The following is a 15,195-nucleotide window of genomic DNA, read 5'->3' as shown; positions in this document are numbered from 1 at the left end:
AGGCCAGTCAGTACACTCGATGAATAATATCCTCGAAATCCGGTTCTTTCATCTCGACATCCTCAATCTCGCCCCATTGTTCGAGCTGTTTCAGAATGTCCATTGTGCTCCACTCTTTTCGATTTACCTCGACATTGACGATCTGGCCCTCTGCCCCTGTGATCTGAATCCCGGATGATATAACATCCGGGATATGATACGAACCGCGATACGTAACTCGAATAATCGTTGGCAGACCGATGGTGTCCCGCAGAGAGGGGATGGAACCGTCATACGTAAGTTGACCGTGATTGATCACCATCACCCGACTGCATAGCTGCTCAATGTCGTCCATGTCATGGGTGGTCAGCAAAATCGTTTTGCCAAACTCTTCATTTAATGTACGAAGAAATTGACGAATGTTCCGCTTTGCGTTCACATCCAATCCAATCGTCGGTTCATCGAGAAAAAGCAGTTCCGGGTCATGCAGCATGGAAGCTGCCAGATCGGCACGCATCCGCTGTCCAAGCGAGAGCTTGCGGACAGGCGTAGCCCAGAACGATTCCAGATCCAGCAGCTCGGCGAACTGGGCTAATCGTTTCGTTTTGTCCTCCGCACGAACTCCGTACATCTCGGCCAGAATATCATACGAATCCTTCACGGGCAGGTCCCACCAGAGCTGGCTGCGCTGTCCGAACACAACACCGAGACGTCCAACCGTGCGGCGTCTTTCCTGGTGTGGATTCATACCACCGAGCAACACCTCACCCGAGGTCGGATGAAGGATGCCCGTCAGCATTTTGATCGTGGTGGATTTGCCAGCCCCATTGGGGCCGATATATCCAACAAATTCTCCTTTGCCAATATCAAAGCTAATGTCTCGAACCGCTTCCTTGGACAGATACTCACGTGAAAACAAGGTGCGAAGCCCGGAGAACCGGCCCTCGCGAACCACAGGGGTTTTGAATTCCTTTTGCAGATGCCGCGCTGTAATCATAGTCATGACGATATTCTCCTCCTTAGCTACCTGTACTTTGATATTTGGTTAAACCGAATTTCCAGAAACGCAGACTTGCGGCCAGACTCAGGAAGGCTACAACAATAATGGCACCAAGAACCCACGCACCTAGTTCGCCGCGAAGCAAATAAAGTGACGGAACATAGTTAACGAAACCCACCGGGATTACGGTCAGCAGAATGCCAGACATCCATTTGGGATACAACGTCAGCGGATATTGGGCAGCCGTACGCGCCGCATCCTCGGTGATCGTCTGCAATTCCTCAATGCGTGTGGTCCAGAATCCAAGCGTTGCCGTGGCAAGCCCAATCGAAAAAAGAATGATGGCACCGGTCAAGATGACGAGCAGTGAGAAGGGGATGACAGTCCAGCTGATCTGTCCGCTATGCATCATGCCTGCCAGAGACCAACAGAGAATAAAACCGCCTTGTAACACTTCACCAGCCATGATCCGGAAATTTTGTGGCAGTAAGGCCAGCAACACGGGCATCGGACGGGTTAACAGTTGATCGAGTTCGCCGCCGACCAGATACTTTTCCAGATGATGCACTTCGTTGCCAAACGTTCGATACAGTGTCTTGGATAGGGTCATGATCGCGAAGAGGTAACCAATTTCATGAAGGGACCAGCCTTTAATGGCTCCGAATTTGTGCAGCACCAGAGCAACCATCAGAAACTCGGAGATTTGAATCAATGCGGCCAGAACGGAGGCCATGACAAAATTGAACTTGTATTGCATCCGACTGCGGATGCTTGTTCGAATGAGCATTTTATATAAAGTGAGCCAGGAAGTTGTTTTCATCCGCCCTGCACCTCCACTTTACGGCGCAATACCTGGGTGATCGCCAGACAGACGAATGTCATGAGGACGCACCAAATCAAGGTTCCCCATAACAAGGAGCCATTTTCATAACCCAGATAGATTCGGGTCGGGACATAGAGCAGGAAAGGATAGGGAGATAACCAGGCAATTCGTTCAAGCCAGTCTGGCAGCCATTCCAGCGGAATGAAGAAACCAGCAAGCAGATTCATCATGGCGTGATTGCCCCAATGCAGCCAGGAGGACTCCGTAGTCCACATCGCGGTGGCGCCAATAATGTAATTCATACAGATGGATAAATAGGATGCGCCGGCAAGACCAATTGCGGCAAATAGCAGGGTTGAAGCTTCTGAGGGCCATTGCAGAGAAAATACGATGGAGAAGAGCAAGTAAATCGGAATGCTTTTGTACACGAACTGGTAGGCAATCTGCCCCCATTCACGTGCCATCAGGTGGGTGAACAGATGAACCGGCCTCATGAGATCAAGCGCGATCTGCCCTGTCCTGACCGTGAGTGGAATACCAAGTCCATTGGTGAGAAAACCCGAGATCCAGAGAGAGGATTGCGTAAACGCAATGTAACTGATCATCCCCTGTGTCCCGTATTCTCCGAGAGAATGATCGGCCCCGATGCCAATCCAGAGACAGGCATACATGTAACCGAACATGGCGCTTGCCAGGTTATGTACCATGTGGGCCCCGCGGTATTGCAGGTTCCGGGAGTAGGCTTTGGAAGCCAGAGTGAAATAAAGCATGTGACACCTCCGATAAGTTGGTTGAACGGCGGTTCCGTTCACTTCAGTCAAGGCGAAAAAGAGAGAAGGACAACAGCATACCAATATATTCCTTCACAGGCAAGACATTTTTTTGGCATATACCGGAAGAAATGAGGCTGTTCAACAATGCGCCACAAGACAGTGGTTTGTCCGTTCCTTTATAATTGGGGGGCAAAGACGCAAACGTTTACAATATGAACTATTCAAATTTTAAATAATCCGCCGGGCATGTGCCTGACGATTGAGGATACAGCTTCAACAATCCGGCAAGAGAGAAGGTTGGAATGAGTAAAATTGCATGGGTCACGGACAGTACGAGCACACTCGATCCGCTATTTGCTGAGCAGAATCATGTGTACATCGTACCTCTTCGGATCGTTTTTGGAGAGGAATGTTATCGGGAGACAGAAGACATCTCGTCGGAATTATTCTATGAGAAACTTGATGGGGCTTCACGCGCAAGCAGCTCACAGCCGCCGATTGGTGAATTTATAGAACTGTATGAGTCGTTGAAAGGTAAGTACGATGAGATCATTACCATTCATTGCTCCACTGCGCTTAGCGGTACGCTGCACACATCGATGCAGGCTGCCGAAATCGCAGGTGTGACGGTTACCGCCATTGATTCCAGAGCAGGGGCTTATCCGCTGCGGGAGATGATTTTGCAAGGATTGGAATGGCAGAAGCAAGGCCAGACAGCATCCGAAATCAAACTTCACATCGAACAGATGATTAATAACATGTCCTTTTACCTCATTCCGGCCAGTCTTCAGCATCTACACCGCAGTGGGCGTGTGTCGGGGACCCAGCTTATTCTTAGCCAATTGTTGAAAATTCATCTGCTGCTTCGATTCGAAGAGGGCAAAGTGGTTGTGAATGAGAAAATTCGTACGTTCAAACGGGCCAAACAGCGCATGCTGGATGTGCTCAAGGTGGATATGGGGAAAGTGAAGCATGTATGTATCATGCATGCGAACAATCAGGAAGAAGCCGTTACAATCAAACAGCAGATTGCAGATTTGCTTCCCCGCTTGAAGACGGAAATTATGCCTTTTATCCCTGTGGTCGGAATTCATGCAGGTGCGGGCACGATTGGACTGTGCTGGATACGAAGCGAGACGGTATAAGGTTGTAAATGAGACCTGGCAGGAGGTTCACTTTGAAACATGAAGTGGCGAATCTGCCGGGTTTTTCGTATTTCATTGCCAATTGATGCAAACTGTGAGGTAATAAAGGAAAACGTTCAAGTTGGAGGGAATCTCGTGTCAAGTTATCGCTTGCTGCTTGTTGAAGATGATCGCTCAATTAGTGAAATGGTCGGTCCTTATTTGGAAAAAGAGGGCTATGACGTCTCTTATGCATATGACGGACTGGAGGCGGAACGTCAATTCAGCCAATCACCGTCAGGCTATGACTTGGTCATTCTCGATCTGATGCTGCCACACAAAAATGGGATGGAAGTGCTCCAGACCATCCGTGCCACCAGTCTGGTGCCAGTGCTCATCCTGTCTGCTAAGGACGGAGAGGTGGACAAAGCCCTCGGCCTGGGATTCGGCGCTGATGATTACTTGAGCAAACCATTCTCGCTGATCGAGCTGACAGCTCGGATCAAGGCGGCTATTCGTCGTGCCAACTATACCGCACAGCCTGCAACGGAAACTACTCCAAAGGCAATGCGCATTCACATTGGCGGACTTGTGGTTGATACGGAAACGTATGAGGTTGAGCGTGATGGCATACCTGTAAAGCTTACTTCCAAGGAATTTGGCATTCTCAAAATGTTTATCACTCACCCTGGCAAAGTATTTACCAAGGCTCAAATCTACGCTTCTGTCTGGAATGATCATTATTATGGCGACGAAAATATCATTAATGTTCATATGCGTCGTCTGCGCGAGAAGCTGGAAGTTGACCCCTCCAACCCCCGGTATATTAAAACATTGTGGGGTATCGGCTATAAGCTGGAGGTGGACCCGGCGTGACGTTGATCTTGGCCTTTTCTACCGGGATATTGGCTCTTATCGTCATTCTATTAAGCGTAAGGCTGCATAAACGTAGTACCCATCTAACTTACATACATGAGAAATTGACCTCTATTATAGATAAGAACACATTTGAACGCCTGCTCGTCTTTAACAGTGACCCCCAGATAAGCCAGCTCCTTAAGGACATGAATCAGCTGCTGGATCATGCACATCGGGCTGAGGCGGGTTATGCCAATCAGGAGAAGGAGATGCGCAACATGCTCTCCAATATCTCACATGATCTGAAGACGCCGCTTACGGTTGTGCTTGGTTATAGTGAAACGCTGCTGCATAGCACTTCCCTAACCGATCAGGAACGCGTAATCATGACTGGCAAAATCCAGGATAAAGCGCAGGAGGTGCTGCGTCTGATTCATTCCTTTTTTGACCTGGCAAAGCTGGAGTCGGGGGATAACGAGCTTGCTCTGACCAGGGTCAATATAAGCGAATTGTGTCGCTTGAAGATGATCTCTTTTTATGACATGTTAACGAATCTAGGTCTGCAAGTGGAGCTGTCCATTCCGGAAAGCGATGTCTTTGTGAAAGGCAATGAGGAAGCACTGGACCGTGTGCTGGATAATTTGATCACCAATGCCATGAAATATGGAGCAGATGGCAAGGTGCTTGGCCTTTCACTGGAGTATTCAATAGGCGAACAAGTAACACTTAGCATCTGGGATCGAGGCAAGGGCATTCCTGAACAGGAGCACAGCCGTGTATTTGAACGTATGTATACGCTGGAGGATTCCCGTAATCGTCTCTATCAGGGAAGTGGTCTGGGTCTGACCATTACGAAGCGGCTAGTGGAGCGGATGGGTGGAAGTATTGAGTTGCATAGCGTACCTTTTGTACGAACTGTATTTTCGGTTTCTTTGAAACCTTGTTAGGCGCAATTTATACCTTTCACGATAAGCTTAAGGTTTTTGTAAGATTTGATTAATAAAAAAGAAGACTTTTCTCTTTACAATACAGATATAAGAACTCGTCAGGGACGAACGTAAAGGAGAATAAAGAACATGACCTATATTGCGCGGACCATAGGTGTGACTAAGACGTATGCAGGGGCAGAGGTTGTATCGAACGTCAATATGAGTATCAAGCAAGGGGAGATTTACGGGTTTCTTGGTCCGAATGGTGCGGGGAAAACGACGATGATGAAGATGCTCACCAACCTCGTGAAGCCGACTGTAGGCGAGATTGAATTGTTTGGAGAAAAGCTCACGCCTACTTCTTATGAATTGCTGAAACGAATGGGCAGCATCATTGAATATCCTTTTTTCTACGATAATCTGTCCGCCAAGGAAAATCTGGATCTCCATTGTGAATACATGGGGTTTCATAACAAAAAGGTCATTAACGACATGATTGAAAATGTAGGTCTCAAGGATACTGGCAAGAAGCCTGTTCGTGACTTTTCTCTGGGGATGAAACAGCGTCTAGGCATCGCTCGTGCGCTGATCACAACACCGGAACTGCTCATTCTGGATGAACCGATTAACGGGCTCGATCCCGTAGGCATCAAGGAGATGCGCGATTTGTTCAAACGTCTCAGCTCCCAGTATCGCATTACCTTGTTGATCTCCAGCCATATCCTCGGGGAAATTGAGCAGGTTGCAGACACCGTTGGGGTCATTCGAAATGGGCGTCTGGTTGAAGAAGTATCCATGGACAGCATTCGTGGGAGCCACAGCGAGTACATTGAGCTGCAAACATTGGACCCACGTAAAGCGACCTATGTGATGGAACATCAGCTAGGGTTGAAAAATTATAAAATGATCGATGACCATACCGTACGTATCTATGATCCAGGCATTGCTCCATCGGAATTGACAGGCAAGCTGATCGGGCATGGCGTTGAGATTGAATCCATTTTCAAACGTGCTCATTCATTGGAAGAACACTTCATGAGCTTAATGAAAGGGGATGGGGACGTTGCTTAAACTGATCCAGCTGGAACTGCGCAAACATCGGTTTGCTCGAAATTTCAGAACGGCAGGAATCGCCAATCTCGTCCTTATCCTGTTTCTCATCATGATAGGATTCACCGACCAAGGGGCAGAAGATTATACTTTTGCTGATTACCATGTCTCCTTCATGTTAATAGATACGTTCGCCAGAGCCGTATTTATCATCTTGGGCGGTGCGCTGATAGCGAAACTGATTATTAGTGAGTATCGAAATAAAACGATGAACGTCATGTTTACCTATCCGATCAAGCGCCAGAAAATCATTGCTGCCAAGTTGATTATCATCTTTATTTTTACCTTTATGATGATTTTGTTTACCGATCTGCTGATGGGAGCCTTGCTGGTTATCACAAACCAATTCTACTCCTTCATTCCCGACACGTTGACGATGAGTGATGCACTGGTACTGCTGCTGAAGTACACGATTAGTTCCTTGTCCGCTGCGGCCATGGCTCTGATCCCTCTATTCTTCGGAATGCGCAAACATTCGGTCACGACCACACTGGTATCATCCATTCTGCTTGTACTTGTGGTGTGTTCCGGATTTAATGGACCTTCTGTGTCAATTAACTCTATCGTCTTCATTCCATTAACACTGGGGGCGATCGGACTGTGGATTGCTTCGCTGTCCATGATTCGTCTGGAGACAAAAGATGTGAACTGATTCCTTTGGAAACCATACTCCGTATGGCTTCACATGCCATTGACATCTGCTCGTACAAGGGATAGGATAATGTCAACTGAAGGACGAAGGAGAATGCAACTACCATGACGATTCCAAAAACATTAACAATCGCTGGTTCGGATACGAGCGGCGGTGCTGGGATTCAAGCAGATTTGAAAACTTTCCAGGAGCTTGGTGTGTATGGCATGACTGTGCTGACTACTGTTGTGGCTATGGAGCCTGATACGTGGGATCACCAGGTCTTTCCTGTAGAATTAAATGTAGTCGAAGCTCAACTGCGCACCGTTTTGGATGGTATCGGCTTTGATGCAATGAAGACGGGCATGCTGGGTTCTGTAGACATCATTGAATTGGTTGCGAAGCACATCCGCCGGAGCGGACTGCCACAGATCGTTATCGATCCGGTAATGGTCTGCAAAGGTACGGACGAAGTGCTGCAACCTGAGAATACAGAAGCAATGATCGAATTCCTGTTGCCGGGTGCTGATCTGGTTACCCCGAATCTGTTTGAAGCATCGCAGCTCGCGAAAAGTGGACTGATCCGCTCCAAGGAGCAGATGGAAGCTGCAGCAGCTGTCATTCACGATCATGGGGCGAAACATGTCCTGATCAAGGACAGAGGCGTTATTAACCCGGGTAAAGCAATGGATCTTCTCTATGACGGAACGAACTACGAATGGTTTGAAGCCGATGTTGTTGGCTCCGGATATACACATGGTGCAGGCTGCACCACATCTGCGGCAATTACCGCAGGTTTGGCGCGCGGTCTTACTGTGAAAGAGGCTGTTCGTGAAGGTAAAGCCTTCGTGACCAAAGCGATTGCTGGCGGATTCCCGCTAAACCGCTTTGTTGGCCCAACGTTACATGTAGCACACCGACTGGAGAATCAACGCTAAGCGGTGCGCACATGTAGTGTGTAATCGCGGAGAAAAAACGTGGTTTCAGCCGGAAGTAGCTGTCAATGAGCAGGGGTTTGCTCGTTGACGGCTTCTTTTTTGTGCAAAAACGTATGGGATTTAGTAACTTTTGGTATATATTAATCGTATATAAGATGGAGTTCATTCCAGAACATGGCTGGACACACGGACGACACACGGAATCGTTATGTTAACAACAGAATGCTAAAAGGAGAGTCGGCCATGGTCAGAACAGTGCTTCTGGTGGAAGACGAAAGCCGCATTCGTGAGATTGTGGCCGATTATTTCATAAAAGAACAATGGAACGTTATTGAAGCAGAACATGGGGTAGAGGCGCTGGAATTGCTGGCACTGCATGAAGTAGATCTAGTCATTCTGGATGTGCTTATGCCGGAAATGGATGGATGGACCCTATGTGGGCATATTCGTTCCCAGTCGACCGTACCTATTATAATGCTGACTGCCCGATCGGAAGATGATGACAAGATTCATGGCTTCCAGCTCGGCGTGGATGATTATGTTACGAAGCCATTCAGTCCTCGTGTACTGGTGGCACGTGCAGAGACATTAATGAAGCGAGTAGAGGGTGCCGTTAGCAAGGAGCAGAGTGTGATCCGGTTTGGATGTGCCACAATTGATCCCTGGGCGCGGCGGCTTGAGAAGGATGGAATCGAAGTGGAGCTTGCTCCCAAAGAATATGACCTGCTGCTGTATTTAACTCGCAATCAGGGAATTGTACTGTCCCGTGATGCCATACTTAATCGGGTATGGGGATATGATTTTGAGGGCGATTCGCGTGTGGTGGATACCCATATCAAAAAGCTTCGCAGCAAACTTGGGGATGAAGCCAAGTGTATCCGAACCGTTATCGGTACGGGTTATCGATTCGAGGCCGAGGCATGAGACGTAACGGTGTAACGATGAAACTGTTTCTGGTCATGGCCGGGTTTCTGCTTCTTCTATATGGAACAACGGTGATCGCCCAACTCGTCTGGTTCCCGGACTTTTACCAGCATCAGAAGATCAGCAGCATTAAGAAAAAATTGACGAAATTCGAACAACAATATTCCACTGGACATTGGAACGATGTGCAGCTGGCCAAGGAAACCGGGAAATTCATGCGGCAGAATCAGTCGCATCTAGTCATCCTGACGAATACAGGTAAGCTGGTCAATGACCCATTCCACATCGTGCTTCTGCAAGAGGATGGCAAGCAGGTAAATATATCGCTGTCGTTGTTTATCAACAGCGAGAACGCAGGATGGCTTGCTTCACACTTGAAGTATGGTCAGCAATTGACCGTTACAGGCTCAGCAAGTGGAATGAATGATCCTATGGTTTATCCACTCAGGATAAAGGATCAGAGCTCCGTGGTCAGTGGAACGGAAGATTTTCAGGAGTTAACAGAGCCGGTAGAAGAATGGTCAGGAACATTGAAGGACGTTGTTCTTCCCAACCTGGGGACGTGGAGCCAGAGACAGGGTCTGCTCGTGCAGGCGCTGGATAGCCGCTTCCCACTATCTACGGAAGACCAGCTCAGTCTCGCCAACGGAAAAATGATTAATGAGGAATGGACCGATAGCTGGAGTGGTGTACGAAATGTGCTTACGATTGCTCCGGTGCACAGCTCGGGACCCCAGCAACAGCTCATTTTTTCCCTGACGTCCCTGCAGGAGATGAGGGAGGCGAGTGAAGCTACACAACTATTTTATGCGTATTTTGGTATTGCTGCATTTGTGCTGATTGTGTTCCTTTCACTGCTTCTGTCCCGAATTGTCACCAAGCCATTACTTGCCCTGAACCATGTTGCCAAAAAGATGTCCACCCTTGATTTCACAGTGAAATCGCCCATCCGCCGCAATGACGAGATTGGCAGTCTGTCCAACAGTCTCAACGCGCTGTCGACGACATTGGGTCAGACTTTGGAAGAACTAAGGCAGGCGAACAGTCAGATGCGTACCGATATGGAGATGAAGCAGCGGATTGAACAGCGTCAACGAGAGTTTTTTGCCGATGCATCCCATGAGCTCAAAACGCCTATCAGCATTATCAAAGGGTACTCCGAAGGGTTGAAAGATGGAGTCAGTGAGAGCAAACGTGAGCGTTACATCGAGATCATTGCCGATGAAGCGGTCAAAATGGAAACGATGGTCGAAGAGATGCTGGATCTGGTACGGTTGGAATCCCAAGCGATTAAGCTGAACACCGATGCAGTGGCTCTTGGAGATATGATTGAAGATATTGCCGGACGTCTGGGTCCACAACTGAAGGAAAAGGAACTGGAGGTTGTACTGGTCTCCACCACAGAGCAGACCGTTGAGGGAGACCGCAGCAAGTTGGAGCAAGTCTTCTACAATATGATGATGAATGCTATACGTCATGCAGTTCCTAAGACCGATATTATGATTGAGATCAGCAGGCCGGAAGGGCAGGTTCGAATCTCCATCGAGAATCAGGGTGAGCAGATTTCGGAAGCGGAGCGGCAGTACATCTGGGAAAGATTCTACCGCGTGGAACGCTCGCGTAATCGCAAAATGGGGGGGACCGGGCTTGGCCTGGCCATCGCGAAGCAAATTCTCGATTTGCATGGATGCAGTTATGACGTGGAAAACACGCCGGACGGAGTCCGTTTTTATATTATTTTTCCTAATGCTTAGTACGAAGGGGAGTCAAGTCTATGAAATCTTTACCGTCCATTCTAACGTTGGGCAACTTAACTTCAGGCATGCTAGCTGTCATTATGGCTATTCATGGTGAGTTTGCGCTGGCCGTGACGATGATCTGGGTAGCCATGTTCTTTGATCTGTTCGACGGGTTTGCAGCCCGCAAGCTGCATTGCGAGGGGGAATTCGGCAAAGCGCTGGATTCATTGGCTGATGTTGTTTCGTTCGGGACCGCACCCGTGTTGATCCTATATTTGAACTCCATGAATGAGGTAAGTGCACTGGGTATGGCGCTGACAGCATTATTCCCGGTTTGTGGTGCATTGCGTCTTGCCCGTTACAATTGCCAGAAGACAGCAAGCCATGGTTTTGTGGGTATGCCGATTACGTTTGCAGGCGGTCTTATGTCCTTTTTCGCGCTCTGGAGTCCTTATTTTACTCATGGTGTAGCCTATCTTGTCATTATCGTATTATCCGGTCTAATGGTTAGCCAAATCCGATTCCCGTCTCTAAAACAAGTGCTAGCCCCCCATGAGAAGGATATTGTGGAACCGAAATAAGGAGCGAGTCAGTATGGAATTTGCAAGAGAATTTATTGGTCAATATGGTTATTTCGCAATTTACGGACTGCTGGCTCTTGGCGTGATTGGCATGCCTATTCCGGATGAGGTGATGATGACCTTTGTCGGTTATCTCGCCTCCATCTCGGTGCTGAATTATTCGGTGTCCATCGTTGTCAGTTTTGGTGGAGCGTTTACTGGAGGTCTTCTGAGTTACACGATTGGCAAGAAGGCTGGCCGGCCACTGGTTGAGAAGTATGGTAAATGGGTCGGGGTCAACGCCAAACGGCTGGGCAGGGTGGAGTCCTGGTTTTTGAAATACGGGTACTGGTCCATCATACTGGGCTACTTCATTCCAGGCATTCGTCATCTGATGTGCTGCTTCTCCGGGATCAGCCGTATGGCTATCGGACGATACGTCCTTTTCTCCAGCATTGGGGCATTTATATGGTGTGTTGTGTTTATATCGATCGGCTTTTATGTAGGTGTGTTAACTTAAAATGGGACAGCCTGTTATGAACTGGCGAGGATAAAGACCTCTTGTTAATGGAGTGGTCTTTTTTTGTTTGTGTTTAATAAACTCCCTTGAAAAATGAAAAGCCCACCGCAATATGCACGGTGAGCTGATAATAAATTTGGCTTCACCCATTCAAATGGGATTCCTCAATGCCTTTTTCAACCTGTGGCTCCCCTTTTTTGCGTGCAAAGGTGATTTTGAGTAAAGGTGGCGTAACCAGGGTTGTAACGATAACCATGATGACCACACTGGTGAAGTACTCAGGGTCGAGTAATCCGGAAGCAAGTCCAGTGGAAGCAATAATGAGAGCAACTTCCCCTCGGGAAATCATGCCTGCACCGATGGCGAGGGAGGATGAGCGATCAAATCCGGTCAAACGCGCACCTGCTCCTCCGCCCAGAAGCTTGGTTACAATGGCGATGAGACTGATGACGATAATGAACCAGATCTGTGAGCCCACGCCGTCAAAAGTCACGTTCAAACCGATGCTTACAAAGAATACCGGAACAAAAATCCCGTACGCGATCGGTTCAAGTTTCGTTTCGACCTCATGTTTGAAGTTCGTTTGAGAGATGGCGATACCTGCCGCAAAAGCTCCTATAATGCCTGCAACACCCATCCATTCTGCAAAGTACGAAAAGCCAAAACAGATGATTAATCCGGCTGTAATAACGGTCTCCGTGACCTTCAGCGGTGCCATCCACTTCATAATGCGTGGAACAAGGAACCAGCTGGCAGCGATAATAACAACAAAGAATAACAGCTTCTTGCCAATGAGCAGAGGGATTGAAGTATCGGTTGCCCCTGTTCCGAGCAAACTCATCATGACAGCGAGGATGACAACAACCAGTACATCATCGACGACAGCGGCTCCAAGAATTGTTGTACCCTCACGAGAGCTGAGCTGATTCATGTCTTTTAACGTTTGAACTGAGATGCTGACCGAAGTGGCACAGAACAGAAGTCCAAAGAACAAAGCGTGTGTCTGCGACATGCCGAACGCAGCGGCAGCTCCATAACCTCCGATGAATGGTAAAATGATACCACCCACGGCAACTGCAAAGGCTGCCTTCCAATTTTTCTTCAATTGCTCCAGATCCGTTTCGAGTCCAGCAATGAACATGAGCAGTAATACCCCAATTTCGGACATATAGTGGATGAAATCATCCGGTTGTACCCAGCCGAGCAGGGCAGGTCCAAGAATAACACCGACGATCAATTTGCCCAATACCGATGGTTGACCGAGTCTTACCGATAAATCTCCAGCCAACTTGGTGAAAATAAGAATGAGTGCGAGTACCAAAATAAATTCCATAGTTGTTCTCCCTTCCAGTAATAGCGTTTATAGGGTAACCAGCCCAAGGGAAGATCATTCCAGCCTTAAAAACAGAAAAAGGCATAAAACGGCGTATGTCAAGCGTGCCGCTTTATGCCTTAAAAAAGACAAGGAGGGCCCTTGGTGACAGGCTCCTCCAGTTCAACGCGTATGTGATTAATTACATTAATTATACCATGAATACAGGGTGGGGTAAACCAGTGATGGTGGGCTTTTAATGAAAATGGCCTGAAGGGGGCACTTTAAAGGTATCTGACGAGGCTTTTTGTTCAGAGTGTTGTCACTTAACAGTCGAGAAATGGCAAGATATAATGAGATAGAACATAGAAGTTAGGATATGAGGAGGATTTTTCATTGGGCAAACAGGACAAAGGGGACCCGAACATTCAATCCAATCAGATTGCCCCGACCAGTAATAAAAATTTTGCAGGTCTCATTATTACCATTTCCATTATCGCCAATGTCATTATTTTATTGTTGTTCTTTGCACCGTCGATCGGATACAAAGGCGATGTAGCCTTTGACATTACAGTGTTGCCGCGGTTTAACGCCGTGTTCAACAGCTTCACCTTTATCTTCCTGCTTGCGGCCCTGATTGCCATTATCAAGCGGAATGTGAAATTGCACAAACGTTTCATCCTTGCTGCATTTTCAACGACCCTTTTATTTCTCGTTACGTATCTGTCGTTCCACTATTTGTCTCCGGAAACGTCCAAATACGGCGGGGAAGGCATCATTCGTTCCATCTATTTCTTCATTCTGATCACACACAGCATCCTGGCAGCCATTATTGTGCCGCTGGCTCTGTTCACTCTGGTATGGGGCTGGACGAATCAGTTGAAGAAACACCGTAAAATTGCTCGCTGGACGATGCCAATCTGGCTCTACGTGAGTTCAACGGGTGTAGTTGTATATCTGATGATGGCACCGTACTATTAATAATTTCACATATCATGGGCATATCCGGCTCGCCTTGCGGGTAATGGTTTCATGGAAGGAGGATTCACGCTTATGTACAGAGTCGTATTAATTCGCCATGGACAGAGTATGTGGAACGTGGAGAACCGTTTTACCGGTTGGACGGATGTGGATCTGACGACCGATGGATACGGAGAAGCGCGCAAAGCGGGAAAGATCCTGAAAGAACAGGGTTTTGATTTTGACTACGCTTATGCTTCAGTCCTCAAACGCTCCATTCGAACACTGGATATTGCACTTGATGAAATGGACCGGATGTGGATTCCGATCACGAAGACGTGGAAACTGAACGAACGTCACTATGGTGCACTGCAGGGATTGAATAAACAGCAGACTGCGCTGAAGTACGGTGAGGATCAGGTGAAGGAGTGGAGACGCTCCGTTAGCGTATCTCCCCCAGCACTGGACGAAACTGATGATCGTTATGTTCAGGATCAGGACAAGTATCAACGGCTGGGCTGCACCATCCCGCGTACCGAGAACTTGATGGATACATCGAAGCGGGTGCTGGAGTATTGGAATGCGGAGATCAAACCGGTAGTGTCAGCGGGCAAAAGGGTACTCATCTCCGCGCACGGCAATACGCTCCGTTCACTCGTCATGCATCTGGACCAAATGTCCGAAGCGGACGTAATGGCGCTTAATATCCCGACAGGCATTCCACTGGTCTATGAACTGGATGAAGATCTTCATCCGATCGGGCATTTCTACTTGACTGCGGATGGCTCCACGTACAAACATGAGGAAATGACTCATGTCGCACCGCCGTCCGATTGATCGGACGATTGTTATGACCAAGCAGATTATGCAGTAGTAACAATGATCTCGACTTATACATCACGTTTGAAGATGGCTCCTGAATTTTCATTTTCAGGGGCCATCTCTTTTACGCTGTAATAAGCCATTCTCTAATTTAAGGCATCGCATCTGACGTTTCGTTTTTCTCCCACAGGGT

At 47.9% G+C, this 15,195-nt stretch carries 16 protein-coding genes; 12 read left to right on the top strand and 4 right to left on the bottom strand.

Annotated elements, in window-relative coordinates; all coding sequences use genetic code 11:
- Positions 1 to 7: 7 nt before the first annotated feature.
- Genes AC4PM4_RS25535 through AC4PM4_RS25525 form a run of 3 tightly spaced genes read right to left on the bottom strand, consistent with a single transcriptional unit; the run spans position 8 to position 2,572 of the window.
- On the bottom strand, positions 8 to 976 hold the full coding sequence (locus AC4PM4_RS25535; RefSeq protein WP_491614848.1) for an ABC transporter ATP-binding protein: 969 nt from the start codon (positions 974 to 976) through the stop codon (positions 8 to 10).
- 22 nt (positions 977 to 998) lie between these two features.
- Positions 999 to 1,799, bottom strand: a complete 801-nt coding sequence (locus tag AC4PM4_RS25530; RefSeq protein WP_079697123.1) for an ABC transporter permease — start codon at positions 1,797 to 1,799, stop codon at positions 999 to 1,001.
- Positions 1,796 to 2,572 (bottom strand): ABC transporter permease, encoded by a 777-nt coding sequence (locus AC4PM4_RS25525; protein ID WP_024631448.1) that lies wholly within the window; start codon positions 2,570 to 2,572, stop codon positions 1,796 to 1,798. The genes AC4PM4_RS25530 and AC4PM4_RS25525 overlap by 4 nt, the downstream gene beginning before the upstream one ends.
- Positions 2,573 to 2,877: 305 nt before the next feature.
- On the opposite strand from AC4PM4_RS25525, the gene AC4PM4_RS25520 reads away from it, so the two are divergent.
- The 10 genes from AC4PM4_RS25520 to AC4PM4_RS25475 all read left to right on the top strand — a co-directional run bounded on the left by AC4PM4_RS25520 (position 2,878) and on the right by AC4PM4_RS25475 (position 11,908).
- A complete protein-coding gene (locus AC4PM4_RS25520) occupies positions 2,878 to 3,720 on the top strand; it encodes a DegV family protein (RefSeq protein ID WP_064640635.1) in 843 nt (280 codons plus the stop codon).
- 186 nt (positions 3,721 to 3,906) lie between these two features.
- On the top strand, positions 3,907 to 4,575 hold the full coding sequence (locus tag AC4PM4_RS25515) for a response regulator transcription factor (RefSeq protein WP_400349045.1): 669 nt from the start codon (positions 3,907 to 3,909) through the stop codon (positions 4,573 to 4,575).
- Positions 4,572 to 5,504, top strand: a complete 933-nt coding sequence (locus tag AC4PM4_RS25510; protein ID WP_491614818.1) for a sensor histidine kinase — start codon at positions 4,572 to 4,574, stop codon at positions 5,502 to 5,504. The genes AC4PM4_RS25515 and AC4PM4_RS25510 overlap by 4 nt, the downstream gene beginning before the upstream one ends.
- Positions 5,505 to 5,633: 129 nt before the next feature.
- The gene (locus AC4PM4_RS25505) at positions 5,634 to 6,557 is read left to right on the top strand and encodes an ABC transporter ATP-binding protein (RefSeq protein ID WP_072735576.1); all 924 of its coding nucleotides are present in this window, start codon (positions 5,634 to 5,636) and stop codon (positions 6,555 to 6,557) included.
- Positions 6,550 to 7,248, top strand: coding sequence for an ABC transporter permease (locus AC4PM4_RS25500; protein WP_063567103.1), 699 nt, complete (start codon positions 6,550 to 6,552; stop codon positions 7,246 to 7,248). Before AC4PM4_RS25505 ends, AC4PM4_RS25500 begins: the two co-directional genes overlap by 8 nt.
- Positions 7,249 to 7,352: 104 nt before the next feature.
- On the top strand, positions 7,353 to 8,165 hold the full coding sequence (gene thiD, locus AC4PM4_RS25495) for a bifunctional hydroxymethylpyrimidine kinase/phosphomethylpyrimidine kinase (RefSeq protein ID WP_063567104.1): 813 nt from the start codon (positions 7,353 to 7,355) through the stop codon (positions 8,163 to 8,165).
- Positions 8,166 to 8,408: 243 nt separating this feature from the next.
- The gene (locus tag AC4PM4_RS25490) at positions 8,409 to 9,089 is read left to right on the top strand and encodes a response regulator transcription factor (protein ID WP_064640631.1); all 681 of its coding nucleotides are present in this window, start codon (positions 8,409 to 8,411) and stop codon (positions 9,087 to 9,089) included.
- A complete protein-coding gene (locus tag AC4PM4_RS25485) occupies positions 9,038 to 10,843 on the top strand; it encodes a sensor histidine kinase (RefSeq protein WP_491614817.1) in 1,806 nt (601 codons plus the stop codon). The genes AC4PM4_RS25490 and AC4PM4_RS25485 overlap by 52 nt, the downstream gene beginning before the upstream one ends.
- Positions 10,844 to 10,863: 20 nt before the next feature.
- Positions 10,864 to 11,409 (top strand): CDP-diacylglycerol--serine O-phosphatidyltransferase, encoded by a 546-nt coding sequence (pssA, locus tag AC4PM4_RS25480; RefSeq protein WP_063566539.1) that lies wholly within the window; start codon positions 10,864 to 10,866, stop codon positions 11,407 to 11,409.
- Positions 11,410 to 11,422: 13 nt separating this feature from the next.
- A complete protein-coding gene (locus AC4PM4_RS25475) occupies positions 11,423 to 11,908 on the top strand; it encodes a DedA family protein (RefSeq protein ID WP_063566540.1) in 486 nt (161 codons plus the stop codon).
- A 142-nt stretch (positions 11,909 to 12,050) separates the two neighbouring features.
- Here the strand turns inward: AC4PM4_RS25475 and AC4PM4_RS25470 are convergent, their stop codons facing one another.
- On the bottom strand, positions 12,051 to 13,241 hold the full coding sequence (locus AC4PM4_RS25470; protein WP_063566541.1) for a cation:proton antiporter: 1,191 nt from the start codon (positions 13,239 to 13,241) through the stop codon (positions 12,051 to 12,053).
- Positions 13,242 to 13,616: 375 nt separating this feature from the next.
- Here AC4PM4_RS25470 and AC4PM4_RS25465 point away from each other — a divergent pair, with 375 nt between their 5' ends.
- On the top strand, positions 13,617 to 14,201 hold the full coding sequence (locus AC4PM4_RS25465; RefSeq protein ID WP_170867957.1) for a DUF420 domain-containing protein: 585 nt from the start codon (positions 13,617 to 13,619) through the stop codon (positions 14,199 to 14,201).
- Between the two features lie 72 nt (positions 14,202 to 14,273).
- Positions 14,274 to 15,017, top strand: coding sequence for a 2,3-diphosphoglycerate-dependent phosphoglycerate mutase (gpmA, locus tag AC4PM4_RS25460; RefSeq protein ID WP_063566542.1), 744 nt, complete (start codon positions 14,274 to 14,276; stop codon positions 15,015 to 15,017).
- The last annotated feature ends 178 nt before the right edge of the window (positions 15,018 to 15,195 follow it).

The sequence above is a fragment of the Paenibacillus sp. MDV22-iso6 genome (genome assembly GCF_058408365.1).
The sequence above is the reverse complement of the archived record's forward strand: the minus strand, read 5'-3'. Positions and strand labels throughout refer to the sequence as shown.

Coding starts and splice junctions, on each gene's coding strand:
- pssA (WP_063566539.1), top strand. CDS start 10,864: ATGAAATCTTTACCGTCCATTCTAACGTTGGGCAACTTAACTTCAGGC.
- AC4PM4_RS25515 (WP_400349045.1), top strand. CDS start 3,907: ATGGTCGGTCCTTATTTGGAAAAAGAGGGCTATGACGTCTCTTATGCA.
- thiD (WP_063567104.1), top strand. CDS start 7,353: ATGACGATTCCAAAAACATTAACAATCGCTGGTTCGGATACGAGCGGC.
- AC4PM4_RS25470 (WP_063566541.1), bottom strand. CDS start 13,241: ATGGAATTTATTTTGGTACTCGCACTCATTCTTATTTTCACCAAGTTG.
- AC4PM4_RS25475 (WP_063566540.1), top strand. CDS start 11,423: ATGGAATTTGCAAGAGAATTTATTGGTCAATATGGTTATTTCGCAATT.
- AC4PM4_RS25525 (WP_024631448.1), bottom strand. CDS start 2,572: ATGCTTTATTTCACTCTGGCTTCCAAAGCCTACTCCCGGAACCTGCAA.
- gpmA (WP_063566542.1), top strand. CDS start 14,274: ATGTACAGAGTCGTATTAATTCGCCATGGACAGAGTATGTGGAACGTG.
- AC4PM4_RS25490 (WP_064640631.1), top strand. CDS start 8,409: ATGGTCAGAACAGTGCTTCTGGTGGAAGACGAAAGCCGCATTCGTGAG.
- AC4PM4_RS25535 (WP_491614848.1), bottom strand. CDS start 976: ATGATTACAGCGCGGCATCTGCAAAAGGAATTCAAAACCCCTGTGGTT.
- AC4PM4_RS25520 (WP_064640635.1), top strand. CDS start 2,878: ATGAGTAAAATTGCATGGGTCACGGACAGTACGAGCACACTCGATCCG.
- AC4PM4_RS25530 (WP_079697123.1), bottom strand. CDS start 1,799: ATGAAAACAACTTCCTGGCTCACTTTATATAAAATGCTCATTCGAACA.
- AC4PM4_RS25505 (WP_072735576.1), top strand. CDS start 5,634: ATGACCTATATTGCGCGGACCATAGGTGTGACTAAGACGTATGCAGGG.